27 protein-coding genes and 1 tRNA gene are annotated in these 25,807 nt (G+C 37.2%); 16 read left to right on the top strand and 12 right to left on the bottom strand.

The window, feature by feature from the left end; all coding sequences use genetic code 11:
* Positions 1 to 175: 175 nt before the first annotated feature.
* On the bottom strand, positions 176 to 619 hold the full coding sequence (locus P9B04_RS18715; RefSeq protein WP_342056488.1) for a pentapeptide repeat-containing protein: 444 nt from the start codon (positions 617 to 619) through the stop codon (positions 176 to 178).
* A 253-nt stretch (positions 620 to 872) separates the two neighbouring features.
* Here P9B04_RS18715 and P9B04_RS18710 point away from each other — a divergent pair, with 253 nt between their 5' ends.
* Complete coding sequence (locus tag P9B04_RS18710) at positions 873 to 2,522, top strand: cation:proton antiporter (protein ID WP_342056487.1); 1,650 nt, start codon at positions 873 to 875, stop codon at positions 2,520 to 2,522.
* A 44-nt stretch (positions 2,523 to 2,566) separates the two neighbouring features.
* Here the strand turns inward: P9B04_RS18710 and P9B04_RS18705 are convergent, their stop codons facing one another.
* Positions 2,567 to 2,950, bottom strand: coding sequence for a hypothetical protein (locus P9B04_RS18705; protein WP_287139776.1), 384 nt, complete (start codon positions 2,948 to 2,950; stop codon positions 2,567 to 2,569).
* Between the two features lie 184 nt (positions 2,951 to 3,134).
* Here P9B04_RS18705 and P9B04_RS18700 point away from each other — a divergent pair, with 184 nt between their 5' ends.
* Positions 3,135 to 3,326: a hypothetical protein gene (locus tag P9B04_RS18700; RefSeq protein ID WP_287139775.1), complete on the top strand. Its 192-nt coding sequence runs from the start codon at positions 3,135 to 3,137 to the stop codon at positions 3,324 to 3,326.
* Between the two features lie 13 nt (positions 3,327 to 3,339).
* Here the strand turns inward: P9B04_RS18700 and P9B04_RS18695 are convergent, their stop codons facing one another.
* On the bottom strand, positions 3,340 to 3,600 hold the full coding sequence (locus P9B04_RS18695; RefSeq protein ID WP_287139774.1) for a DUF3493 domain-containing protein: 261 nt from the start codon (positions 3,598 to 3,600) through the stop codon (positions 3,340 to 3,342).
* A 60-nt stretch (positions 3,601 to 3,660) separates the two neighbouring features.
* Here P9B04_RS18695 and P9B04_RS18690 point away from each other — a divergent pair.
* Positions 3,661 to 3,733: transfer RNA gene (locus P9B04_RS18690), tRNA-Thr, on the top strand.
* Positions 3,734 to 3,945: 212 nt separating this feature from the next.
* Here the strand turns inward: P9B04_RS18690 and P9B04_RS18685 are convergent.
* Complete coding sequence (locus P9B04_RS18685) at positions 3,946 to 5,019, bottom strand: CobW family GTP-binding protein (protein ID WP_342056486.1); 1,074 nt, start codon at positions 5,017 to 5,019, stop codon at positions 3,946 to 3,948.
* A 328-nt stretch (positions 5,020 to 5,347) separates the two neighbouring features.
* Between P9B04_RS18685 and P9B04_RS18680 the strand changes: the two genes are divergently transcribed.
* The 3 genes from P9B04_RS18680 to P9B04_RS18670 all read left to right on the top strand — a co-directional run bounded on the left by P9B04_RS18680 (position 5,348) and on the right by P9B04_RS18670 (position 8,483).
* Positions 5,348 to 6,496, top strand: a complete 1,149-nt coding sequence (locus P9B04_RS18680; RefSeq protein WP_342056485.1) for an alpha-hydroxy acid oxidase — start codon at positions 5,348 to 5,350, stop codon at positions 6,494 to 6,496.
* Between the two features lie 309 nt (positions 6,497 to 6,805).
* On the top strand, positions 6,806 to 7,213 hold the full coding sequence (locus P9B04_RS18675) for a hypothetical protein (RefSeq protein ID WP_342056484.1): 408 nt from the start codon (positions 6,806 to 6,808) through the stop codon (positions 7,211 to 7,213).
* A 10-nt stretch (positions 7,214 to 7,223) separates the two neighbouring features.
* On the top strand, positions 7,224 to 8,483 hold the full coding sequence (locus P9B04_RS18670) for a glutamate-5-semialdehyde dehydrogenase (RefSeq protein WP_342056483.1): 1,260 nt from the start codon (positions 7,224 to 7,226) through the stop codon (positions 8,481 to 8,483).
* A 365-nt stretch (positions 8,484 to 8,848) separates the two neighbouring features.
* Here P9B04_RS18670 and P9B04_RS18665 read toward each other — a convergent pair whose 3' ends face one another.
* Positions 8,849 to 9,793, bottom strand: a complete 945-nt coding sequence (locus P9B04_RS18665; RefSeq protein WP_342056482.1) for a cation diffusion facilitator family transporter — start codon at positions 9,791 to 9,793, stop codon at positions 8,849 to 8,851.
* 81 nt (positions 9,794 to 9,874) lie between these two features.
* Complete coding sequence (locus P9B04_RS18660) at positions 9,875 to 10,741, bottom strand: sugar kinase (protein WP_342056481.1); 867 nt, start codon at positions 10,739 to 10,741, stop codon at positions 9,875 to 9,877.
* Between the two features lie 10 nt (positions 10,742 to 10,751).
* Here P9B04_RS18660 and rsmI point away from each other — a divergent pair, with 10 nt between their 5' ends.
* The 4 genes from rsmI (at position 10,752) to P9B04_RS18640 (ending at position 15,766) form a co-directional block, all read left to right on the top strand.
* Positions 10,752 to 11,603: a 16S rRNA (cytidine(1402)-2'-O)-methyltransferase gene (gene rsmI / locus P9B04_RS18655; RefSeq protein WP_342056480.1), complete on the top strand. Its 852-nt coding sequence runs from the start codon at positions 10,752 to 10,754 to the stop codon at positions 11,601 to 11,603.
* Positions 11,581 to 13,101: a TAXI family TRAP transporter solute-binding subunit gene (locus P9B04_RS18650; RefSeq protein WP_342056479.1), complete on the top strand. Its 1,521-nt coding sequence runs from the start codon at positions 11,581 to 11,583 to the stop codon at positions 13,099 to 13,101. The genes rsmI and P9B04_RS18650 overlap by 23 nt, the downstream gene beginning before the upstream one ends.
* Before the next feature lie 204 nt (positions 13,102 to 13,305).
* Complete coding sequence (dusB, locus tag P9B04_RS18645) at positions 13,306 to 14,331, top strand: tRNA dihydrouridine synthase DusB (RefSeq protein ID WP_342056478.1); 1,026 nt, start codon at positions 13,306 to 13,308, stop codon at positions 14,329 to 14,331.
* Positions 14,332 to 14,386: 55 nt separating this feature from the next.
* Entirely contained in the window at positions 14,387 to 15,766 is a 1,380-nt protein-coding gene (locus P9B04_RS18640) for an aldehyde dehydrogenase (protein ID WP_342056477.1), read from the top strand.
* Here P9B04_RS18640 and cobM read toward each other — a convergent pair.
* The 6 genes from cobM to P9B04_RS18610 form a co-directional block, all read right to left on the bottom strand.
* Entirely contained in the window at positions 15,758 to 16,537 is a 780-nt protein-coding gene (gene cobM / locus P9B04_RS18635) for a precorrin-4 C(11)-methyltransferase (protein ID WP_342056476.1), read from the bottom strand. The two genes, P9B04_RS18640 and cobM, sit on opposite strands and share 9 nt — an antisense overlap.
* 2 nt (positions 16,538 to 16,539) lie before the next feature.
* Positions 16,540 to 17,637: an alanine dehydrogenase gene (gene ald, locus P9B04_RS18630; protein WP_342056475.1), complete on the bottom strand. Its 1,098-nt coding sequence runs from the start codon at positions 17,635 to 17,637 to the stop codon at positions 16,540 to 16,542.
* Between the two features lie 91 nt (positions 17,638 to 17,728).
* Entirely contained in the window at positions 17,729 to 17,941 is a 213-nt protein-coding gene (locus P9B04_RS18625) for a hypothetical protein (protein WP_342056474.1), read from the bottom strand.
* A 21-nt stretch (positions 17,942 to 17,962) separates the two neighbouring features.
* Positions 17,963 to 18,286 (bottom strand): hypothetical protein, encoded by a 324-nt coding sequence (locus P9B04_RS18620; protein WP_342056473.1) that lies wholly within the window; start codon positions 18,284 to 18,286, stop codon positions 17,963 to 17,965.
* Positions 18,273 to 18,728, bottom strand: a complete 456-nt coding sequence (locus tag P9B04_RS18615) for a hypothetical protein (RefSeq protein ID WP_342056472.1) — start codon at positions 18,726 to 18,728, stop codon at positions 18,273 to 18,275. The genes P9B04_RS18620 and P9B04_RS18615 overlap by 14 nt, the downstream gene beginning before the upstream one ends.
* A 168-nt stretch (positions 18,729 to 18,896) precedes the next feature.
* Complete coding sequence (locus P9B04_RS18610) at positions 18,897 to 20,300, bottom strand: IctB family putative bicarbonate transporter (RefSeq protein WP_342056471.1); 1,404 nt, start codon at positions 20,298 to 20,300, stop codon at positions 18,897 to 18,899.
* 190 nt (positions 20,301 to 20,490) lie between these two features.
* Between P9B04_RS18610 and lpxA the strand changes: the two genes are divergently transcribed.
* The 6 genes from lpxA to P9B04_RS18580 form a co-directional block, all read left to right on the top strand.
* The gene (gene lpxA / locus P9B04_RS18605; protein ID WP_342056470.1) at positions 20,491 to 21,321 is read left to right on the top strand and encodes an acyl-ACP--UDP-N-acetylglucosamine O-acyltransferase; all 831 of its coding nucleotides are present in this window, start codon (positions 20,491 to 20,493) and stop codon (positions 21,319 to 21,321) included.
* A 39-nt stretch (positions 21,322 to 21,360) separates the two neighbouring features.
* Positions 21,361 to 22,518, top strand: coding sequence for a lipid-A-disaccharide synthase (gene lpxB, locus P9B04_RS18600; RefSeq protein WP_342056469.1), 1,158 nt, complete (start codon positions 21,361 to 21,363; stop codon positions 22,516 to 22,518).
* Between the two features lie 159 nt (positions 22,519 to 22,677).
* Positions 22,678 to 22,875 carry a type I restriction-modification system subunit M N-terminal domain-containing protein gene (locus P9B04_RS18595; protein ID WP_342056468.1) on the top strand — a complete coding sequence of 66 codons (198 nt, stop codon included), beginning with the start codon at positions 22,678 to 22,680 and terminating at the stop codon, positions 22,873 to 22,875.
* Entirely contained in the window at positions 22,865 to 24,709 is a 1,845-nt protein-coding gene (locus P9B04_RS18590) for an HsdM family class I SAM-dependent methyltransferase (RefSeq protein WP_342056489.1), read from the top strand. Before P9B04_RS18595 ends, P9B04_RS18590 begins: the two co-directional genes overlap by 11 nt.
* Positions 24,710 to 24,856: 147 nt before the next feature.
* Positions 24,857 to 25,006, top strand: coding sequence for a type II toxin-antitoxin system HigB family toxin (locus P9B04_RS18585; RefSeq protein WP_446718019.1), 150 nt, complete (start codon positions 24,857 to 24,859; stop codon positions 25,004 to 25,006).
* Positions 25,007 to 25,023: 17 nt separating this feature from the next.
* The coding region (locus P9B04_RS18580; protein ID WP_342056466.1) for a restriction endonuclease subunit S at positions 25,024 to 25,807 on the top strand (784 nt) is incomplete at its 3' end.

The following is a 25,807-nucleotide window of genomic DNA, read 5'->3' as shown; positions in this document are numbered from 1 at the left end:
TGCTGATAAAACTATACCATAAAATATACAATTAATTCTGCTGACTTACTTATTTGCTTTTTCCTCAAAAGAAATTGATTGTCTTAATCATATAAGAGGGGCGTCAGTAGGAAAGATTATCCGTTCCTAACTGTCACCCCAAATTCTGTTAATTTCATGACAAAATAAGATTTAACTATGGTGTTGGTTGTGCGCCACCCACGCCAATACCTGTGTTAAAGATTTGTGCGTTCGTGATGTCAAGATTTTCCATAGATGCACCGGTAACGTCGGCATCATAGATAATAGCGTTGGCGAGATTAACGTTATTCATGTTGCTATCGTTAAGAGTAGCATTGGTTAGCATTGCACCTGTCAAGTTAGCACCTTCTAGGTTAGCACCTGTGAGGTCGGCCCCTTCTAGGTTAGCTTCGATGAGAATAGCACCTTCTAGGTTAGCATCTCTGAGATCAGACCCGATTAGATGAGCATACTTGAGGTCTTCGTTGCTGAGATCGCAACCTTGACAAAGTCCCGTTTCTAATAATTGTTGCACGTGGGCGGGGTTTCCTGCCATCACAGGACCAGCTAGGATCAGGGGAGTAGCTAGTAATACGGCGTTAAATAAGCTATTTTTCATGGTCAATCCTCCTCGCATTTAGTTCTTAATTCCAATGTAATTAATCTTTACAGTGATCCCTTCCCCCAATCGGGTTATCTTTTTGTTCCCGATTTCTCCTGATCTAACTCTATATTAATACGCCTCATGGTTAGAACACTATAAAGATTTGTTGTTTGTTTGGGATAACGATTGAAAAGAAAGAAATATCATAATTAATCTTGGTGGTACTAATATACAATTGGATGCAAAACCATCATTAAAAAAATTTATTATGTTTAGTTTTAGTAGTGTTTTTTCAGAGATTGCCTGTATTTTGGCTATCGCCACAGCAGTAGGAGGGTTGGCTTTATGGTTGCGTCAACCCTTAATTATGGCTTTTATTATTGTTGGTATTCTGATTGGTCCTGCTGGTTTAAGGTTGGTTTCTGCTAATGAAGAGGTGGAATTATTAGCAGAATTAGGTATTGCTTTATTATTATTTGTGGTGGGTTTAAAACTCGATCCCCACGAAATTCAATCCGTTGGACCAGTGGCAATTATTGCTGGAATGGGTCAAATTGTTATGACAGGAATTTTAGGTTATTTCTTAGCTAATTTGTTGGGATTTAATTTAGTTTCTGCTTTTTATATCGGTTTATCTTTGACTTTTTCTAGTACCATTATTGTTGTCAAATTATTATCAGATCGCCAGGAAATTGATGCGTTGCACGGTCGTATTGCGTTGGGGGTTCTTATTGTTCAAGATTTGGTGGTGGTGCTGGCAATGATCCTGTTAACCGCTTTTAGCGAGGACTCTCAACAATCTTTAATACAAGAAATTATTTCCGTTATTTTAAAAGGCGGAATTTTCTTATTATTCATTGCTATTGTAACCCGTTATGTTCTCCCAAAATTACTCTACGCTTTAGCTTACTCGACAGAATTATTGTTAATTTTTGCCATTTCTTGGGCCATCGCTCTAGCAGCAGTAGGAGACGGTTTAGGGTTTAGTAAAGAAGTAGGGGCATTCGTAGCGGGAGTATCGTTAGCATCTACCAATTATCGCGCCACCATTGGGGCAAGATTAGTTAGTTTAAGAGACTTTTTATTGCTGTTCTTTTTCATCGATTTAGGTATTCATATTAATGTTATTTATTTAGGGTCGGAAATTTTTTCAGCAATTATTTTATCTCTGTTTGTGTTACTAGGTAAACCACTGATGATTATGGTCTTAATGAGTATCTCCGGTTATCGGAAATACACTAGCACTATTACCAGTTTATCTTTGAGTCAAATTAGCGAATTCTCTTTAATCATTGCTACATTAGGACTCGATTTAGGTCACATTAATGAAGAGGTTTTAGGGCTAATTACTTTAGTAGGATTAATTACAATGGGAGTCTCTACTTATATGATTATGGACTCTCATATCATCTATGAAAAACTATCACCTATTGTTTCCCACTTCCATAAGTTAATTCCTCATTTTCACCAAAAATTAGCAGATTTAGACGAAGCTGAAGTTTACGGAGTTGATGTTGTTTTATTTGGTTTAGGACGGTATGGAGGTAGCTTAATTAATGCTTTACAAGGTTCAGGTTTACAGGTTTTAGGGGTGGATTTTAACCCAGAGTTAGTAAGACAATGGCGCAATAAAGGACTATTAGCTTTTTATGGAGATGCAGAAGACCCAGAATTTGCCGCCACCCTGCCTTTAAACCAAGCTAAATGGGTAATTAGTACCTTACCAGGAGAACGAATCGGGCTAACTTTATTGCAAACCCTAAAGTATCAAAAATTTTCAGGTAAAATAGCATTAACCAGTCATACAGAAAGAGAAATGGATATTCTTAAAAAGGCTGGATCTGATCTGGTTTTATTACCCTTTAGAGACGCAGCTTATGAAGCAGCTAGTATGTTAGTCAGGGATTTTAATCAGTAGCTGACTAACATTACTCAGGCTAAATCTTATATTTTTTGTACAAACTATTTGTCATGAAGACAAAAACGAATATTTGCTTTAGGAGCAGTTCCCCTCACTAAAATTGTGTGCTTTTGTTGCATTTCCGTCTCGTAAGACCACTGTGAAGTCATGGGGTTTTCCGCTGATTCTACTTGATAAGGAATAATAGTATTTCCTTGATGACTAACCGCAACCTCAAGATAATTATCCGCTTCAATGGTCAACTTATCTTCTTCATTAACCCAGAGAAAAAATGTATGTTCGTTGTGAATCATTCCTTTGTAAACCGCACAAAAGTTATCATTAGGGAGATATAAACTAGAACGGGTTACAGCTTCAGTGGGTACAGTTATTAAACACAAAGCCGCCACAGAAGAAAGAGTAAAAAGCGATCTTATATTGGTCATGGAAACAAATAAAATGAGTGAGGAACAAGTTAGAATAAACCAACTTTCTATCCCAAGACGCAGGAAAATTTACTATGTTGCCAATGAGTTTAAAAAAAATTTAATTTAAGGCCTAGATCATCCCCTAAAAAACCGTTATATACTAAGCCTATAGCCCACCCAGAAATAATGAGGAGGAAGTAAGATGGATGCTAACACAAATAAAATAAAAACAATGATCGAGCGAGCTTTAGCAGATGGTTGCCTATCTCGCCAAGAAGATGAAGACATTAAAGCTGCGATCGCAGCCGATAATAAAGTCACAAAAGAGGAAGTAAAACTATACCGAGAATTACAACAATTAATCTTTCAAGGAGATATCAAGATTGAGGATTGAAATCAGCCTAACTCTACTTGCTTTCTAAACGAAACAAAAAAATCATCAGTGCCACAACCCCTACCTGTAAAGCAAGATTAGGTAGGGAAGCAGCCACATCCGTTCCTGCTGCCAACTTAGCCAAAAATACCAAAGCACCAACGAAACCCGATGCACCGAAGGCAATGTAAAAAAACTTTCTCAAACCCTTATAAGGGGCTTTTGCTTCTGCTTTGAGGGACGCATATTTTTCAGGATCGAGTTGACGACGCGGCTTTTCAGGAGGCTTATCCATATACCAATTCCTTTGAGACAGGTGACAATATGATACATTGTTAACGTAACCATTATCCAGGCCACGTTAGCTCAGTTGGTAGAGCACATCACTCGTAATGATGGGGCCGCGAGTTCAAGTCTCGCACGTGGCTTTTGTACAGTAACGGATTATCCGCATCTAACTGATATCTTGCACAAGTATAGAAAAACTTAAATTAGTCAGCGTTCAGCGTTCGTTTAATCTTACTTATAGTAGATTATAGGGATTGATATGTTTCAGCTGATGGCTGATAGCTGAACGCTTACAAACTAGCCAGTTTTATCGAAGGTGCAAGATGTGAGTCTAAACCACCACCAATAAACATTAGCTGGTGGGCAAAGGAATTAGATCAGGGTACAGACTTGACATCGTTGCGCTGTCTTCATAAAGAGAAGCAATTGGCTTCACTAAGCATTCCCTAAGCTGTTGTTTAATTAATGACTTATCCAAATCTCGCCCGATGAAGATGAGTTCATTTTTTGGAGGGGTTTTCCAATTATCGTCTTGAAGATCGTAGCGAGTGCCGCTAAGTTGAAAAATATGTCGAGCAGGACTTTCTTGAAACCAGAGTATCCCCTTGGCACGAAATATATTATTAGATAACTGTTCAGATAAAAAATGTTCAAATTTTTCTAATTCAAAAGGGCGATCACTTTGAAAAGAAATAAAATTAAAGCCATCTTTTTCTAGATGATTGTTAAAAGCAGATTTATCTTGTCGAAACTGGGAAATTTCAGCTTTATAGTTATCTGCTTGAGTTAAACCAATATCTAAAATTAAAGGTAAAGATACTTGACAATATTCACTTTCTAAAAATCTAAACCCTGGCTTGACATCCCTAATAAATGCTTCTAATTTGTTAATTTTCTCTTCAGTTGCCAGGTCAATTTTATTTAGGATAACCACGTCACCGTATCTAATTTGATTTAAGGCAGCATCGCTATCAAAGTGTCTGGCATCAAAAGCCGCCGCATCCACCACTGTAATGACAGCATCAAGACGGGTCAAAAACTTTAATTCTGTTCCTAAAAAATTTAAGATAATTGGTAAGGGATCAGCTAATCCTGTAGTTTCAATTACTAAATAATCAACTTTTTCTTCTGCTTCTAAAACTCTATATACAGTATTGACAAACCCATCATTAAGAGTGCAACAAATACACCCATTATCTAGTTCTATCATATCTGAATCTACTGAAATTAGAAGTTGCTCATCAATATTAATATCCCCAAAGTCATTGACTAATACCGCTATTTTCAAATTATCTTTATTCTGTAAAATTTGATTAAGTAAGGTAGTTTTGCCACTACCCAAGAAACCAGTAATTATGGTGACTGGCATTCCACTTTTTGGTAAGGATGGCAGTGCATCGGATAGGTTGAAGTTTAGAGGAGTCATAGTCTTCAGTTAATTTGTTTCCGAATATTTCGATAATGATTATCAATTTACACTATTATGAGAATGATAATCATTATCACACTTCTAACATATTGGAGATAAATTTATGATCCTCGGTGGCAATGAAAGTGGCATGGATACTGCGTCCATTTTAGTTACTGCGTTAACCTGATATCTCTTCAAGAATACCCCGTTATAGCGACCATAAGAGCTTAGCGGTGGCAGTGGTCAATTTCTGAAATAATGGTAATTCAAGGGAATGGATGGAGGGAACTCTTAATCCCTAAGCAAAAATCAACAGGAATTTATTTTGTAAGATTAATTGATTATGAATATAAACAGTTGTCGTAATACCCATGATTTTCGAGCGTTGGCTAAGGCTAGATTACCTTCTGCTGTCTTTCACTATATAGATGGGGCTGCCGATGATGAAGTCACTTATAGAAGGAATACGAAGGCTTATGAAGAATGTGATCTCATTCCTAATGTCTTGGCAGGGGTTGAAACTATAGACACTTCCGTGGAAGTGATGGGACTGAAACTAGATCTACCTCTATTTTGTTCCCCAACCGCCTTACAACGATTATTCCATTACAGAGGGGAAAGAGCCGTTGCTTTAGCCGCCGAAAAATCTCGCATCATGTTTGGGGTTTCTAGTTTGGGGACAGTGAGTTTAGAAGAGATTGGTCAAACAATCTCCTCACCAAAAATGTTCCAATTCTACTATCACAAAGACAAGGGTTTGAACGATGCCATGATTGAAATGTGCAAAGAGGCCAACTTTGATGCCATTGCTTTGACTGTGGATACCATCACCGGAGGAAACCGAGAAAGGGATCTTTGGACAGGATTCACCAGCCCTCCGAAACTAACATTGAATAGTTTAATTAGTTTCGCCTTACATCCTAATTGGTCCTTAAATTATGTTTTCCGTGAAAGATTTGCCTTACCTCAATTAGAAAAATATGTTTCCCAAGGCAGTAACGTAGCAGTATCCATTGGAGATTATTTCAGTAATATGCTCGATCAATCAATGGATTGGAAAGATGCCGAGGAAATTAAGCAAAAATGGGGAAAAAAGTTTTGCCTAAAAGGGATAATGAGTGTGGAGGATGCAAAAAGGGCTGTGGACATCGGTGCTGATGCCATTATGGTTTCTAATCACGGTGGCCGTCAACTAGATGGTTCTATCTCCCCTTTTGACCAGTTAGCAGACATTGTAGATGCCGTGGGAGATGAAATTGATGTCATCTGTGATGGTGGCATTAGAAGAGGGACTCACGTTCTTAAAGCTCTTTCAGTTGGAGCCAAAGCCTGTTCTGGGGGAAGATGGTATTTATATGCTTTGGCCGCTGGTGGTCAACAAGGGGTAGAAAAGGCTATTTCAAATATGAAGAATGAGATAGAGAGAGACATGAAACTAATGGGAGTTACTAAGCTTTCCCAACTCTCAAGAAAAAATATTAAATTTAGATAGGAGAACTCGCTCCCGATCTGCGGTTTCGTCGGGAGCAAGGCAATTATAATAGAACATGAATACTGTTTAAGCTGACAAAAGTTATTTTCCTTATTTTCAAGTCTAGTTTACCTACATTTCTGCCACTTTTTTTCTAATTTGACCATATATAACTATATTTGTGTTGAATGTTGATGATACCTATATTAAAACTGTTAACTAATAACTCCTATCAAATCTTAAGTTTAGATTGAGTACCAGCAAGATCTCAAAGATCAGAGACAACATACAGGTATAGAGCTAACTTTAGGAGTTACTACCCTGACACTCGTGCGACCTCACAAGCCCGTAAAAATCGATTTAAGTCAAGAATACCCATGTCCCTGTCGCAGACGAGGACATCTCCTCCCCATTGTCTTAACAGAAGCCTTTGGCTGCAATCGTTGTCAACAAATTTTTGTAGTAGAAGATAACGGTCAAAACATAGAACAGTTATCTTCTAGTTACCCTTACAAGCGAATCTGGCGTTGGACAGGCTATCGTTGGTTAATCATCCGCCCTGGGTTACGAGACGGCTACCTACCTATCATGACAGGCATGATGGTAGTAATATTAATTGGATGGTTTTTGTTGGCATTGCAATCATCTCTCGGCCCAAGTATTATCATCGGTATCGCTTTGGCTGCGTTACTAATTGTTTTACCAGCAATTGTTTTCTGGTTAGCCTATCGACGTTAAGGCAAATTTTATGACCATGAAAGGTTCTCCTAACTGGCTGTCAGCATCAATTGAACGTTCTTACAAGGCTTACTTGGCTTTAGAAAACAGTGACAGCCTCGATCGCTCTTTAGGAATCAAGGCAATGGCTAAAGGAATTAATCGTTCTTTTGATGCGATTCTTGAAGCAAATACCCTAGATCTGGAAATGAGCCGAGAAATGGCCGTTCCGGATCTATTAATTGATTGGTTAAAATTGACCCCAAAACGGTTGAACAAAACCGTGGAAATTTTGGAATCGTTGGCGGAACTTCCAGATCCCATCCAACAAGTATTTAACGCTCCCTATCGGCTGAATATGGCAGGAACTTATTGTCAATTGATGCCTTTGGGGGTAGTTGCTTTGGTTTATGAGACGTTTCCTGAGTTGGGAGCGATCGCCGCTGGATTTTGTTTAAAAACCGGTAATAGCCTACTGTTAAGGGGTTGCAACTCATCAACTCATTCCAATCAGGTGATTGCAGATATCCTACAGTCTGCCTTAAAGGAGACGGAACTGCCTACGGGTTGTTTGGAGGTACTTTCAGCAGAACAGGGGGCTTCTATCCAAGATTTGGTGACCCAGGATCAATATCTCAGTTTGGTACTTCCTTATGGTCGTCCTAGTTTGGTTCAGCAAGTCACTCAGTGGGCAACGGCCCCTGTGCTAAAGTCGGCTATGGGCAATTGTTATTTGTATTGGTGTCCAACGGTGGATATAGAGATGGTTCGTTGGGTGATTCTGGATAGTCATAGTAGTGAACCAGATCCCGTTAATGCCATTGAAAAAGTTTTAATTACTCCTAACCATAATTCCTCAATCTTAGTGAGATTATTCAATATTCTCCAAGAACAAGGATTTGAATTGAGAGGAGATGAAAGATTGATAGAAGAGTTTAAGGACTATTTGAAACCAGTGAAGGACTCGGAATGGAACACCCCTTATCTAGATAAAATTATTGCTTTTAAAATGGTTGATAATTTATCGGAAGGCATTTGTTGGATGAATCAATATAGCAGTGGTCATGCAGATTGCATCGTTACTGATTCTTATGCACAAAGTCGTCAGTTTGCCACAGAGATAGACAGCGCATTAGTGTATATTAATAATTCCCCTCGTTTCGAGCGTCATCTTGACCAGGGAGAGTCTCTATTTTTGGGAGTTTCTAACCAAAAAGGTCATTATCGTGGTTTAATTTCCCTAGAAACTTTTACCAATCTTAAGCAAGTGGTTCAAGGTCAAGGAAAATAGTTTTTGCATTGAAAAGTACGGCTATGTTTTTAGTGAGATCATACTTTATACCTATAATCTTACTCACAGTAGATGATAGGGATTGATATGTTTCAGCTGATGGCTGATAGCTGAACGCTTATAAACTAGCCAGTTTTATCGAAGGTGCAAGATTTGAGTATTACTGATATCTTGCACCAGTATAGAAAAACTTAAATTAGTCAGCAGTAAGCAGTTCCTCACTCCGTTACGGCGCTATCGCACAGCGTTCAGCATTCGTTTAATCTTACTCACAGTAGATGATAGGGATTGATATTTTTCAGCTGATGGCTGATAGCTGAACGCTTATAAACTAGCCAGTTTTATCGAAGGTGCAAGATTTCGTATTAGCTTAATGTTTGTTTTTTCTGTAAACTAATATCCTCTGCCCATTTGGAATCTTTAGTAAAGATAATGTCAATGATTAAATCGGGATAATTTTGATGGATAACTTGACTAACTTCTTCTCTGATATGATCTAAGTCTTCAACACCGTTTAAGTTATATTCTGGAGGCAATAGCCAATAAATACTAACAAATATAGTATTGCCTATCTGAGTCATTCTTAACCAATACTTTTCTAAGTGAAAGCTATGAGTTGCAGTCTCGAATAACTGTTTAATTTCTTTCTTCGTTTTGACACTAGGAGAAGCTAACAATAATTGTTTTAAACTATCAATAATAACTTTGATGGGAACAGGAATAGTAATCAAAACTATAATAATTACTAAAGTAGAATCAGCGTAGGGAATAAACCAAGATAATGTAGTGTTTTTTATAAAAATAATTATAGTAAAAGCGGCACCGACAGATAGACTAATTAAGCCATTAATTAGCCAGTTTTTTGCATCAACTTCTATCATTATGGAGCGAGTTTTTTTTGCTATTCTTTTTTGAATTAATGCGGTAACTAGACAACCGGTAGCGGCAATTAAAGCATAAATTACTGCCACATTAGCATTGAGGTTTCTACCCCCATGTAAAATAGCAGTAATAGCGGAGGTTAAAGCGAATAGCGATAAAAGAGAAATTAATAGTCCTTTGATGAGATTAACTAAGGGAATAAAACTAGAATAACCAAAGTTGAAATATTCATTTTCTGGTTGTTTTTGTAACCAAGAAACCCCAAGGGTTATCAAAGCCATGAGAAAGCCAACAACATTAAAAAAACCATCTAATAAAATAGCTTCTGATTGAATAGATACACCAAAACCGATGCCTAAAGCTGACATAAATAAAGTAACGAATATTGATAAATTAAGTCCAAACTTTTCTGTTTTTTCTCGATTCATTTCTCTAAAAAATTAAAATATTTAAACTAATTACAACCTAAAATTTTACGAATATTTTATTCTCTGACATCATAGTTTTTTTTATGTGTTAACTTTTAACTCATTCATCCATTTTCGAGTCCCAAATGATTGACAAGCAACCTTTGCCACCTCGGAAGCTTTGCTGAGAGAATCCATAAAATTGTGTTTAAAAATAAAGTGGCAAAATGCCCCATGAAAAACATCTCCTGCTCCCAGAGTATCAACCGCTTTGATCGGAGAAATATCTATGCAGTTAAACTCTTCTTGTGTCCAGCATTTAATCGGATTTTCTCCGTTGGTTATGGCAATATTTGGAACACCGATTTGTTTTAAATAATTGAAAACATCATCACTATTATAACAGTTAGGAGGATAAAAATTAGCAGAACAAATGGCGTAGTTTACATAGGGTAAAATCTTTTCAAAGCCTGGTTTCCAACTGCCACCATCAATCATAATCGGAATATTTTTTAAGTGAGCTTGTTGGGCAATAAGTTGACTAACAACCATTTGATGTCCGTCAATTAAAATAATATCAACATCTTGCAAAATTTCTAAGGATAATTTATCTGCTTTAGCCTGAGATTTGATAGCATTAATGGAAATAACAGCCCTTTTTCCAGTTAATTTATCAACAATAATTGAAGAGGTGGGAGGCGGATTTTCATGGGAAGGAGACAGATCAAAAACACTCAAGGCACAATCTTCCAATTCTGCACAAATTAGTTGACTAATGGGATGGTTTCCGATCATACTTAAAACAGTGGCTTGATGACCAAAATGTTGAAAGGTAATAGCTGCATTTGTAGCAGGTCCTCCTGCAGCAATGCTTTGATCAAGTGCGACAATTTTTTCATTAGAATGGGGAAAATGATCAGCAAGATAAATAATATCGAGAGTCGTTAAACCGACAAATAATCCATTCATGATTGATAAAATGAACAACAAAAGTTTACAGCAGGGAACGCTTTACATTGTAGGAACACCCATCGGAAATTTAGAAGATATTACCTTTCGGGCGATCCGAATTTTAAAATCAGTTAATCTTATCGCCGCAGAAGATACTCGTCATACTGCTAAACTTTTGCATCATTTTGAGATTACTACGCCTCAGATTAGTTACCATCATCATAATCGCACGGCTCGCCAGAACCAATTGTTAAACTATCTTAAAGAAGGACAAATTATAGCCTTGGTAACCGATGCTGGAATGCCCGGAATTTCTGACCCTGGATACGATTTGATATATGCTTGTATTATAGCAAATATCCCTGTTATTCCCATTCCTGGCCCCACAGCAGCCATAACAACCCTTTCTGTGTCCGGACTACCCACAGATCGCTTTGTTTTTGAGGGATTTTTGCCTCTAAAAAGAAAGGATAGAAGCGATCGCCTAAATCAATTAATGACGGAAAATAGGACTATTATTGTCTATGAAGCACCCCATCGTCTCTTGAAAACCTTAACAGATTTTCGAGAAGTTTTTGGCGAAGAGCATCAGATTACAGTAGGAAGAGAACTAACCAAACATTACGAAGAGTTCTGGCGAGGAACGTTAGAAAATGCTATCTTATATTATCAGAATTCTCAACAAATCAAAGGGGAATTTACCTTAATTATCGCTGGCTGTTCTGAAAATCATCACCTTGAGTTAACTATTGAGGAATTAAAAGACGAATTACAACAATTATTAAACCAAGGAATGACCAGATCTCAAGCCAGTCGTCAGTTAGCAAAAATCACCTGTTTTTCTCGTCGGCAAATTTATGATTTATCATTGGAAAACTAACATAATAAAACGTCACTTTATCCATAGCTTAATCTTAATAATACCCATTCTTTTAGGCAGCTGCACCACACAAAAGACGGAAGTATCAATTTCTAGCGGTTCAAATGGAAGTGGCTATCAAAAAATCAGTTCTCAGATTAAATTATCAGCCAACAGTATAGGACAAATTGAAGTAACCGATAATTACGATTCTCAAGGTTCGCAACAGAATCTAGAGCGTTTATTGAATAGAGAAGTTGACTTTGCTATTGTACAGCTAGATGTAGCAAGTGAACCAATGAGAGAAGGAAAAGTTAAGACATTATTGGTTCTAACTCAAGAATATTTACACATAGTAACTAAGGACGATAATGATATTAAAACTTTAGCAGACTTGCAAGGAAAACGAGTCATAATTGGAGCAGAAGGTAGCGGAATTTATTTTACTGCCAAGCGTATTTTTGAAGCGAGTAACATAAACGTTAATGAAGTTAAGTCCAATGAAAAGAGACTTGAAAAACTTATCAATAGTGAAATTGATGCTTTTGTTTACGTTGGTCCTTTAGCTACCAGTGAGAAGTTTCAAAAAGAATTACATCAAGCACCAAGGTTACGTTTTATTCCCATAAATCCTAGTTTAATTAACTATTTAACCATTCAATTTCCTGAGTCTTATCAAGGTAAAATAATTCCCCAAGGAACTTATAAACCTTTGCCACAATTACCCAATCAAGACTTACTAACTATTTCAACACCTGGGGCGTTAATTACTCGTCCCGACGTTAATAAACGGAAAGTTTCTTTGTTGACATGGGCAATTATTTCTAACTTCCGTCAGTATTCTCCTTTCTATCCTGAATTAGCTTCTCAACAAAATGCTTCCTTATTAAGCGAAGGTTTAATTTATATCCATCCTGGGGCGCAACAAGTCTTTAACGATGGAGATCCTAGAGTCGCCTGGCAACGTTATTTACAAGAAAATAAGCCTCTCCAAGCTGCTTTTATCATGTTAGTAAGCACTAGTAGTCTTGGCTTTTTAATTAGTTGGTGGCGTAAGAGAAAACAAAATAATCTTCTGAAAGCCAACCTACAAACTATCCCCGAGTTGAGACAACTATTAGATAATAATCCACAAAAAGCAACAGAAGAAATTGAAAATTTACGTCAAAAGTATCGTTTAATGTTGATTGACGGTAAAGTTTCTCCAGAGGTTTACGAACAAATTGAAAAAATGACACAAATATTTTCAGAACAATGTAAAAGATGGCAAGAGAAACAAAAAGAATTGTCTTATAATCAGATATTACAATTAATGGATCAATGGGAGCAACAAATGCCAGAACATTTTCTCTCAAAATACGAACAATTGGAGTCTTCTCACAACCAATATAAAGAGATGTTGAAAAGTGGAAAATTAGACTTACAAACTTATTTACAGATGATTCAACTTACTTTTGTCTTTTCAAACTCATTTTCATTAAATACAGCTAAAGATAATAAAAATAACTTTTCTAATTGATTGCAGTAGAATAATTATAATCACTATATCAAACTGTGTTAGTATCGATATAGCAATCAGTTATCAGTTGTAAAAATTTAGGTCTAAGTTATAAGAGAACATTCAAAAGTGGTAACTGATAACTGATAACTGGTAACTGGTAACTGGTAAAAAAGATATCTCATCAATCATAACTGATTGCTATGTACAGGAGTTTAGTAGAATATGTCCCCTATTTCATACCATCTAAAAAAAAAGTTGTCTCAACCCTTAAAAATTGGTTCAATAGAGGTTAAAAGTAGGGTGTTACAGTCTCCTTTGTCCGGGGTGACTGACCTAGTTTTTCGTCGTTTAGTTAGGCGTTACTCTCCTAATTCTATGATGTACACCGAGATGGTAAGTGCTACAGAAATTCATCATTTAAAACAACTTCCTAGACTAATGGAAATTGACAAAAATGAGCAACCAATCAGTATTCAGTTGTTTGATTGTCGTCCCGATTTTATGGCAGAAGCAGCAGAAAAAGCAGTAAAAGAAGGAGCAAAAACTATTGATATAAATATGGGTTGTCCTGTGAATAAAATTACTAAAAAAGGTGGAGGATCTTCTTTATTAAGACAACCAGAAATTGCTCAAAAAATTGTTCAAGAGGTAGTTGATACTGTAGATGTTCCTGTTACAGTGAAAACTAGAATAGGATGGGACGACAAGGAAATCAATATCCTAGAATTTGCTCAGAAAATGGAGGATTCGGGAGCATCTATGTTAACCATTCACGGTAGAACTCGCGCCCAAGGATATAAAGGAAATGCTAGATGGGAATGGATTAAAAAAGTTAAAGAAACTTTGACCATTCCTGTTATTGCTAATGGAGATATCTTTTCCGTTGAAGCTGCCATTAACTGTTTAGAAATAACAGGAGCAGACGGTGTTATGTGTTCTCGCGGAACCCTCGGTTATCCTTTTTTGGTAGGAGAAATTGACTACTTTTTTACAACAGGTAATAAACCTATTCAACCTTCTTCCATAGAAAAATTACAATGCGCAAAAGAACATTTAAAAGGTTTATGGGAATATAAAGGTAAACGAGGTATTTATCAAGCTAGAAAACATTTAAGTTGGTATTGTAAAGGGTTTTCTGGTGCATCAGAATTAAGGGATAAAGTGTCTCGAATCGAAACAGTAGAAGAAGGTTATAAACTGTTAGATGGAGCGATAGAAGATATATCATCCACTAGCCCTTGCTACTAAAGTTTAAATTTGCTAAGCTATTAAAGCTTGAACTACATTTTAAACTTGTCATAAAATGTTAACAAAAGACAGTATTAAAGGAACAATTGAACAGCAGCGTAACTTCTTCTCATCAGGAGCGACACAAGAGATAAGCTTCCGTAAACAACAGTTGGAAAAGTTAGGAAATCTAATCGATGAATACGAAAGTGACATAATAGAAGCACTACATAAAGATTTAAAAAAACCAGAACTGGAAGGATGTTTAAGTGCTGTTCTTACAACAAAAACAGACATTAAATATGCACTCAAAAATATTAAAAAATGGGTAAAGTCTAAGAGGGTTTCTGTTCCCCTAGAAGTATTACCTGGACAAGGTTATGTACAACCTCAACCTAAAGGGGTTGCCCTTATTATTGGTGCCTGGAATTATCCATTTCATCTAACAATTCTTCCTTTAATCGGTGCGATCGCAGCTGGTAATTGTGCCATTATTAAGCCGTCAGAATTAACACAAAACACATCAAAAATAATCGCCGAAATTATTAATAATAACTTTGATAGCAACTACATAAAAGTTATAGAAGGAGCAAAAGAAACCAGCCAACAACTATTACAAGAAAAATTCGATCATATCTTTTTTACCGGTAGTTCTTCCATTGGCAAAATTGTCATGGAAGCCGCCGCTAAACATTTAACCCCAGTTACTCTAGAGTTAGGGGGAAAAAGCCCCTGTATTGTTGATACCAACATCAATATAAAAGAAACAGCAAAACGTATTGCTTGGGGTAAATTCTTAAACAATGGACAAACCTGTATTGCTCCTGATTACCTATTAGTTAATCGTCAAATAAAGCAACAGTTACTAGATGCAATCGTCGAAGCAACAAAAAAAATGTACGGAGATAATCCAGCAAAAAATCCAGACTACGGAAGAATAATTAACCATCACCATTTTAATCGCCTGTGTGGTCTATTGGAACCAGGAAAAATTGTTTTAGGAGGACAAGTCATACCCGAAGAAAACTATATCTACCCAACAATTATCGATCAAGTTTCCCCTGACTTTCCTATTATGCAAGATGAGATATTTGGACCTATTTTACCCATCTTAGAATACGATAGATTAGAAGAAGCGATCGCCTTCATAAACGAAAGACCCAAACCCCTTGCTCTCTATCTATTTTCTAACGATAAAAAGCAACAAAAAATTGTCTTAGAAAGAACAATATCAGGGGGAGTTTGTATAAATGATACCATCATGCAATTACAAGTGCTTGGTCTTCCCTTTGGTGGTGTTGGTAATAGTGGGATGGGTTCTTATCATGGAAAAGCCAGCTTTGACACATTTTCCCATTATAAAAGCGTTCTCAAACGTTCGTTTTTGCTTGAAACGAACCTACGCTTCCCACCCTATAAAGGTAAATTAAAATGGTTAAAATTGCTCTTAGGATAGAAGATTAGGTCTAAATAAATGACTGTGTTGAGGATGATAGAGTCGGGAACGGGAACTTTTTTGGGTATTTAAAGCAGGACTAATAATGTATAAAGTTGTCCGAATTAAGTTTTCTTTTTCCGTTACCTCTGCCATTTTTTCTAAAGGAACAATGAGAATTTTTTCATCAGGCCAACCAATACGAAAACAAATAGCAACCGAGGTAGAAGATGGATAAAACTGTAGTAATTTTTCTTGGGATTTTTTAACATGACGGGCGGCTAAATATAGACATAAACTAGCTTGATGAGCCGCCAAACCCTCTAATTCTTCAGCAGGAGGAACCTGAGAAGCACTACCACTAACCCGAGTTAAAATGATAGTTTGAACTAGATCTGGAATGGTTAATTCCGTGCCTATTTTTGCCGCAGCCGCTTGAAACGCACTGATTCCTGGTATTAGGTGAAACTCGATCTCTTCTTGTAGGAGACGCAAAATTTGTTCTTGAATGGCACTATAAAGGGTCAAATCTCCTGAATGAAGACGTACAACAGAACGATGATTTCTCACCCGATCAACCATAATTTTCATGATATCCTCTAGGGTTTTATTTCCCGTAGGAATCAACTCACAATCTTGGCGCGCATCCTCTAAAATTTGCTTAGGAACCAAAGAATCGGCGTACAAAATAACATCAGCTTCCCTGATAATTTTATACGCTTTTAATGTTAATAATTCTGGATCACCAGGACCTGCACCGACGAAATAAACAGAAGGGTTTAAATTAGTCATTATTAAAGGTTAACTACCATTAAATCTTCAAAAACTTCCTGTACTGCCGGATGAACTAAAACACCATCTTTGACATTAACACCTTTGGCTAAACTGGCATCTTTTTCTAAACCATCTAAACCTTCATTAGCCAACTTCAAAACATAGGGTAAGGTACTATTATTTAAAGCTTGTGTTGCCGTCCAAGGTACAGCCCCCGGCATATTAGGGACCCCAAAATGTAACACCCCTTCTTCTACGTAGGTGGGGGAACTATGAGAAGTAGTGCGTAAAGTTTCAATACATCCTCCTTGATCCACTGCCACATCCACAATCACCGAACCAGGGCGCATTTTCGACACCAACTCCCTAGAAATCAAGGTTGGGGCGCGTTTTCCTGTTACCAACACCGCACCGATCAATAAATCTGCGTCAGGGACAGCTTTTTCGATGGTAGAAGCGTTACTATACAACAATTCCACCCGTGAACCGAAAAGTGTCTCTAAGTAGGCTAAACGGTCCAGATTAATGTCAAATATTTGTACTCGCGCCCCCATTCCCACTGCCATCTTAGCTGCTTCAGTTCCAACGATACCACCTCCTAAGACCGCCACACGCCCTACAGAAACCCCAGGAATGCCTCCTAAAAGAACACCACGTCCCCCCTGCTGTTTTTCTAGATATCTTGCCCCAAACTGTACAGAAAGACGACCTGCGATGATGCTCATAGGGGTTAGTAAGGGGAGTCTTCCGTCTGGGAGTTCCACGGTTTCATAAGCGATCGCTGTTATTTTCGATGACATCAAAGCTTTGGTCAACTCTTTATCGGCTGCCAAATGGAGATAGGTGAATAGTATTTTAGCTGTGTTGAGATAGTCATATTCCTGCTTTAGAGGTTCTTTCACCTTTACCACTAAATCTTGTTCCCAAGCTTGAGACGCACTGGTGACGATTTTAGCCCCCACTTGTTCGTATTCTTGATCCGTAAAACCCGATCCTATTCCTGCTTCGGTTTCTACTGAAACTTGATGTCCTCTATCACACAATGCTCTCACGCTGTTGGGGCTTAAGCCAACCCGAAATTCTTGGTCTTTAATCTCTTTAGGGACACCAATTCTCATATATTTTATCAAGTTTAATTATTATTCCTACTGTAGCTTACAAAAACTTTTTAAGAATTGCTAGTCCTTTTTAGAGAAAAATGCGATTTATCTATGGCTTGAAAACATCATCTTCAATACCTACCCACCATTCCCCCAATTTCATTAATTCCTCGTGTAACTCAGATAACTTGTCTAAATATTGTTCAGAAGAGAGATTGTGGCGGTTTTCTTCTAATTTTTTGAGCCTTAGTTGTATCAACAACCAGGGTTGTGATATTTTTCCTGTTTCTTCAATGTATCGGGCCAATTCTTCACTATTCATAATCTATTTAAAATAATAATTTTAGTAATAAACAGAACCATCGGATTTTTTATAAAAATGATAAGATGGTTTAATACCTAATATTGTTGGTAAACCGTCAGCATCAATAGATACTGCTACCGTTCCATTTTTTTTGATGTGGTAAGCATCCATAGAAAAGGTTATTTTTTGGTCGTCAGATAGGTTAATGATAACTGTTTTTGCCTCAGAAGACAAAATCTCTTGATAGGATCTTTTTTCGTACTCCCTGCCAATTTTTTCGGCTTCTTGCCATAAAATCTGATAATTTTCCCGAAGTTTTTGTCTGTGGTGTTTTCTGAAGGGAAATAACTCAATCAGTTTCATGAAATTGTTTTAAGGGAAAAAAGAAAATTTCATCTAGGGGTAAATTATAAGCTAAAAAGTCATCAAAATTATGCTCTGCATTACTGATTTTAATAGCTGGAAAACGCTTTAAACTATCTGACCAATATTTTAATAATCCTACCTCTCCATAAATATAGATGTGAGCCAAATAAGTTAAAATATCTTTGATAATATCAGGATGAGGAAAACAAAAACCCCAGTCAATCACACAATAGCGATCATAAATTTCTTTTGGCAAATCGCTGTTAACATCTGATTGTTGTACAAATTCTGATAGCTTTAATAAATGATAGTCAGAGAATCCAAATTCTATCAATTCTGACTTTTTATATTCAGTAGTCCATATTTTTAGTTTTTCTGGAAAACGCTTTTCTATTTGTAGTATTTTTGCTGGAATCAAGAGACAGAATTTTGCTGTCATTTTAGATTAATATAACATCAAGTATTATAGTTAGAAATCGAAGAAGAAGTCAGAAGCGAAACCGAGGGTTTATTCCACACTCCTGACTCCTGAAGGCTGACTGCTGAAAGCTGACTGCTGAAAGCTAACTCCCGACTCCTGACTAGAAAAAAACTCCCTTTAAACCAACTAAACCTCAACCGTTACCTTTTCATTTTTAACCTCATCAACCGACGATTTTGGTTGATATTGACTAGCAATTAAAGCCACTAAAAACCACCATAAAGTATTAACTTGGGGACGATACCAAACCGTATCAAATAATCCTTGGGCCATTAGTCCAGCCATAGCAGCGATCGCCGCCATTAACCACATACCAGCAGGATTATTTTGATCCCTTAACCGTTGAATTTGTTGTACACCTTGATTAACAGTAATAACAAGTAACCAAATAAAAATACTTAATCCAATTAAACCCGTTTCTACGGCAGTTTCTAATAACACAGAATAAGCACTCAACGCGCTATATTTAGGACTCATATAAAGAGGATAAACCTTATTAAACGCGCTATTTCCAGGACCAATACCAATCAAAGGACGATCGCGAATCATATCCAATACCGCCATCCAAACATTAATCCTGAAATTATTACTACTATCTCCTCTCCCCATAAAAATAGTCATTACCCTAATTCGTAACGAGTCAACAGAAAGAATAGCAGCAAACATTAAACCTCCCAAAATACCAAACACAAGAGGCAATAACCACCTACGCCAAAACGGAGATAAATTGTTTTTAAACCAGACAAAAAATAATAACAAAAACGTTGCCACTAAAGCCATCATTGCAATCCAGCCGCCACGACTTCCCGTAAAATAAAGACAGGCCGTATTAACCAAAGTAACGGTAATAGCTAATAACTTAGGGAAAAAACCTTGCCAGACAAAAAATGCCGCCACACTCAAAGCGATCGCAGGTAATAAATAAGCAGATAATAAATTCGGATTACCCAAATAACTATAAACCCTAGTAGTACCAGCCAATTCTGACGTGGGATCGTTCCAAGTTGCCAACTGTTCCACCCCAAAAATTTGTTGTCTAATTCCATAACAACCCACCACCAAACCAGTGCCTAAAACCGCCGTAATTAACCAATTAGTCAAGCGAGGCGATCGCAAAATCCTTGCACAAAAAACAAAAAAGAGTAAATACAAAGTCAGCTTAATAAAACCCGAAAAAGCCGCCGCTTTCACAGGAGACAAAGCCACCGCTACAGCAGAAATTCCCCAATAAAAAAACACCAATAGATGAATAGGACCAAAGCCAGGTTTTTCCGTATCAGATAAAGTTAAAATGCCCCAGTAACCGGCAATAGCAATCAACCAAACCCCCATTAAACCCGTACTAATAAACGGACCAAAAAGAAAAATAATGCTAATTAGTAACGCGCCAATAGCCTCACCAAATCGTAATAAAAAGCTAGACGATCTCCAAGCAGCCAATAAACCCACTACACGGTAAACATAACTAGCATTGAGCCAAGTTTTCGGTGAAAAGTAAGAGAGGGTAACGAGATCCCAAGTTGAATTCATGAAACCTTACCAAAAAATATCAGTTATCAGTTATTACGGATCAGCCTTGCTTTTGTCAAGGCATATTGAAAACAAGAACACTGAAGACGAACCCAAAATAGAGAATTTGCGTCATCATATATTATTGTCCGTAATTCTCCTTACCCTGTTCCCTTAAAAAGCTTTATTGTGTACCCTATAACTAAATTCTATGCTGACCTATCCAAAGGGGGATAACCCGTTGACTAAGCTAATACATCCTACTGCTGTCATTCATCCGAATGCACAAATCGATCCCACCGTGGAAGTAGGCCCCTACGCTGTCATTGGTGATCGGGTGAAAATAGGCGCAAAAACCACCATTAGCCCCCATGTGGTCATAGAAGGCCCCACAGAGATTGGCAAAAATAACCGTATTTTTCCCAGTGCAGTTATTGGTTTAGAACCCCAAGATCTTAAGTATAAAGGGGCCCCCAGTAAGGTAAAAATTGGCGATGGCAACACCATCCGCGAGTTTGTCACCGTCAACAGAGCCACCGAAGCCGACGAAGTTACAGAAATTGGTAATAATAACCTCTTGATGGCCTACGTTCATGTTGCCCATAATTGCGTCATAGAAGACCATGTAATCATTGCTAACGCCGTCGCTTTAGCTGGTCACGTTCATATCGAGTCCAGGGCTGTTATTGGAGGTGTTTTGGGGATTCATCAGTTTGTGAGAATAGGCCGCAACGCTATGTTAGGGGGTATGAGTCGTATCGACCGCGACGCACCTCCCTTTATGATGATCGAAGGGAACCCGTCTAGAGTGCGATCGCTCAACTTATTGGGGTTAAAACGAGCCGGACTCACCACAGAGGATGTAGGCTATCTTAAAAAGGCTTTTCGTCTCTTGTATCGCTCCGATCTCACCTTAAAACAAGCATTAGACGAGTTAGGCAACTTGGAGAACAACCAATACACTCAATATTTACTTCGCTTTCTGCAACTGTCTACCACAGGAGAAAAGCGACGCGGACCGATCCCAGGAAGTAACGTTTAAGTCATCAGCCATCAATAATTATGGGTTAGAGAGGAAGCCATGCAAATTTTTATTAGTACCGGAGAAGTTTCAGGAGACTTACAGGGGGCGATGTTGGTGGAAGCCCTATATCGACAAGCAGAGCAACAAAACATTCCTTTAGAGATTTTAGCGTTGGGGGGCGATCGCATGGAAGCCGCCGGGGCTAAATTATTGGGAAATACTGCCGGTATCGGGTCTATTGGTATTGTGGAAGCCCTCCCATTTATTATCCCCACTTGGTTAATGCAGCGTCGGGTTCAAGCTTATTTACGGGACAACCCCCCAGATATTTTAATTTTATTGGATTATATGGGGCCTAATGTATCTTTCGGCAAGTATGCCCGTAAGCATTTATCCCATGTGCCGATTATTTATTATATTGCTCCTCAATCTTGGGTTTGGGCCCCCAATAACAAAACCATCGAACAATTTGCCGAAATTACCGATATTTTGTTGGCTATTTTCCCCGAAGAAGCGAGATTTTTTGAGAAGAAAGGCATAAAAGTTAAATGGGTTGGTCATCCTTTATTGGATAGAATGGCCAAGGCTCCCACAAGAGAAGCTACTCGGGAGGCGTTGGGACTCGATGCAAATCAACCAGTGATTGGCTTATTTCCTGCTTCTCGTTACCAAGAATTGAAGTATCATCTACCTTTAATTTGTAAAGCAGCGCAGAAGTTACAAGTACAGGTTCCTGATGTTCATTTTCTCTTACCTGTTTCTTTAAAAGAGTATCGTGACACCATAGAAGCGATGGTTAAACAATACGATTTATCTATTACTTTGTTCGATGGAAGAGCTATCGAAGTAATGGCGGCAGCTGATTTTGCGATCGCTAAGTCGGGAACGGTTAATTTAGAATTGGCTTTGTTAGATATTCCTCAATTAGTCCTCTGTTTGGTTAATCCTTTGACCATGTGGATTGCACGAAATATTCTTAAGTTTTCTATTCCCTTTATGTCTCCTCCTAATTTAGTTGTGATGGAAGAAATTGTCCCGGAATTGTTACAAGAAGAAGCAACCATTGACCGCATTGTTGAGGAGTCAGTAGACTTATTATTGAACCCGGAACGCCGCCAAAAAACCTTTGCTAACTACGAACAAATGCGTACTCTTTTAGGAGAGGTTGGAGTCTGCGATCGGGTAGCTAATGAAATTCTCCACTATCAAAAATAACTAAATTAACCTGAGTTTGGTGTTAGGAGTTAAGTATTTTTTGTGGTAATACTCGGTGACAGATTGCCAATAAATTTTCTTATAGAGTAAAATGGTTGACATACAAAAAAAAGATCAAGATTTAGGGAATGAATTTATTATTTAATCCTCAGATAAATTATGCAAAATTTTGGTGAAAAAGTTAGTTTTATTTGGTCGGTTGCTGATTTAATTCAGGATAGTTTTAAGAGGGGAAAATATCAAGATATAATTTTACCATTCACAGTTTTACGGCGGTTAGATTGTGTATTAGAACCGACAAAAGAGCAGGTTTTAGATGCTTATGATAAATATCATGGGAAATTAGATAGATCTTGACCCCATTTTATGTAAGCAGTCGGGATTTGCTTTTTATAATGCGTCTAACTATGATTTTGGTAAGTTAATTGATGACCCACAAGATTTAGGAGCCAATTTAAAGAGATATATTAATAGTTTTAGTTCTAACATGAGGGAAGTGTTAGAAAAATTTGATTTTCCCAATACTATTGATAAGTTAGAAGATGCTAATTTATTATTTCAAGTAATGGAGAAGTTTAAGACGATTGATCTTCATCCTGATAAGGTTTCTAATTTAGAAATGGGATATATTTTTGAAGAGTTAATCCGTAAGTTTAATGAGGCGTTAGATGAGAATCCTGGGGAACACTTTACCCCTAGAGAAGTTATACAATTAATGGTGAATTTATTGTTATCTCAGGATCTTGATTCTCTTAAACAAGCTCATATTACTCGCACAGTTTATAATCCTTGTTGTGGTAGTGGAGGAATGTTAACCATTGCCAAAGAAAGGATTTTAGAATTGAATCCCAACAGCACAGTATTTTTGTTTGGACAAGAGGTAAACCCTGAAACTTTTGCTATTTGTAAGTCAGATTTATATATGAAAAGTGAGGATGGTAAGGAGGCTGATAATATTAAGTTTGGGAGTACCTTATCTAATGACCAACACAGTGATCAAACCTTTGATTATTTATTAGCTAATCCTCCTTATGGTAAGGACTGGAAACGAGACAAAGAAGCAGTGACGAAGGAATCTGAGAAGGTAGGAAGTCGTTTTAGTGCAGGAACACCGAGAATTAGTGATGGACAGTTATTATTTTTACAGCAAATGTTATCACGGATGAAGTCTTTTGAGAGTGAAGGCAGTCGGGTAGCAATTGTTATGAATGGTTCCCCTTTATTTACGGGAGATGCAGGGAGTGGAGAAAGCGAGATTAGACGCTGGATATTAGAGAATGATTGGTTAGAGGCAATTATTGCTTTACCTGAGCAGTTATTTTATAACACAGGAATTGCTACTTATGTTTGGGTTTTAAGTAATAAGAAATTATCATCAAGAAAGGGTAAAGTACAGTTAATTAGTGCCTCTGATTTTTGGGTAGCGATGCGGAAGAGTTTAGGGAATAAGCGTCGGGAAATTAGTAAGAAACAAATTGAGAACATCACTGATATTTTTCGAGGGTTTGAAGCGTCAGAAATAAGCAAGATTTTTAAAAGTACAGACTTTGGGTATCGTAAAATTACCATTGAACGTCCTTTGCGGTTGAATTTTCAAATTACTCCTGAAAGAATTGAACGGGTAAAGGAACAAACAGCGTTTATTAATTTAGCAGTGAGTAAGAAGAAAAACCCAGAAATGAAAAAGATTGAAGAAGAGGCAGGAAGGGAACAACAAAAGGCAATTTTAGGGGTTTTATTGAGTTTACCAGACGAGTTATATAAACATAGAAAGCCATTTACACTATTGTTAAAAAAGGTATTTAAGGTTGATAATGTAGCGGTTAAAGCTTCTTTATTAAAGGCTATATTAACAGGGTTATCAGAGAAAGATGAAACGGCGGAAATTTGTCGAGATAGAGATGGAAAACCTGAACCTGATACGGATTTAAGAGATACAGAGAATGTGCCATTAGATGAGGATATTTATGATTATTTTCAACGGGAAGTAAAACCCCATGTTTCTGATCCGTGTATCAATGAAACAGTGAGGGATAGTAAGGATAATGAGGTAGGAAAAGTGGGTTATGAGATTAATTTTAATCGTTACTTTTATCAATATCAACCCCCAAGGGAGTTAGGGGAAATAGAAGGGGATATTCAAGAAGTAGAAGGGGAAATTTTAGCGATGCTGAAAGAAATGGGGGTGTAGGAATGTAATTAAATAATTAACGATTCCATTAAAATTATGCACATTATTACTCGTAAACGGTTAAATGAATTTGCTAATAAATATCCTGGTACAAAAACTGCTTTAGGAAAGTGGTATCAAGAGATAAAAAAAGGGTAATTCTCGTCAATTGCTGAGTTGCGTAAAGTGTTCTCTACTGCGGACAAGGTGGGTAAGTTAACAGTGTTTAATATTGGGGGAAATAAGGTTAGGTTAATTGTAGCTATTCATTATAAACGTTGTCAGGTAACTTTATTAAATCCTATTGATGTTATTTAATTTTGAGGTAAAAAAATATGACTCTAAACACCTTAAAGCAATGGAAACCCTACCCTACTTATAAACCTTCTGGGGTTGATTGGTTGGGGGATATTCCTGATGGGTGGGATGTCTTAAAATTGAAAAATATTTCTAATGTCAATTTAAGTAATGTTGATAAGAAGTCAATTGAAGATCAAGAAACAGTCAGCTTATGTAATTATACAGATGTTTATTATAATGACTACATTACTAATGATTTAAGTTTTATGGTTGCGACAGCTTCCTATGAACAAATAAGAAAATTTACTTTAAAAAAAGGTGATGTTTTGTTAACTAAAGATTCAGAAACATGGGATGATATAGCTATACCTGCTTGTGTTATTAAAGACTTAGAAAATGTTTTATGTGGTTATCATTTAGCTCATATACGTCCTTATTCTGATAAATCTTTTGGTAAATATTTGTTTAGGGTAATTTCAGCGAGAGGGATAAGAGAACAATATTGGGTTTTTGCAAATGGAGTAACTAGATTGGGTTTATCTAAATCATCAATATCTGATTCATTATTACCCATTCCCCCACTCCCCGAACAAGAAAAAATCGCTCAATTTCTGGATGAAGAAACGGCAAAAATAGATAAACTCATCACCCACAAACAAAGACTGATTGAATTATTAAAAGAAAAGCGCACAGCTTTAATTAGTCATGCAGTAACCAAAGGACTTAACCCCCATATCCCCATGAAAGATTCTGGAGTAGAATGGTTAGTATCTTCTCAAAAAGCCAGGGGTCACTCGCTGCGAAAACTTAGGCCAAACA

This window comes from Crocosphaera sp. Alani8 (assembly GCF_038442745.1).
Classification (GTDB): domain Bacteria; phylum Cyanobacteriota; class Cyanobacteriia; order Cyanobacteriales; family Microcystaceae; genus Crocosphaera.
The sequence above is the reverse complement of the archived record's forward strand: the minus strand, read 5'-3'. Positions and strand labels throughout refer to the sequence as shown.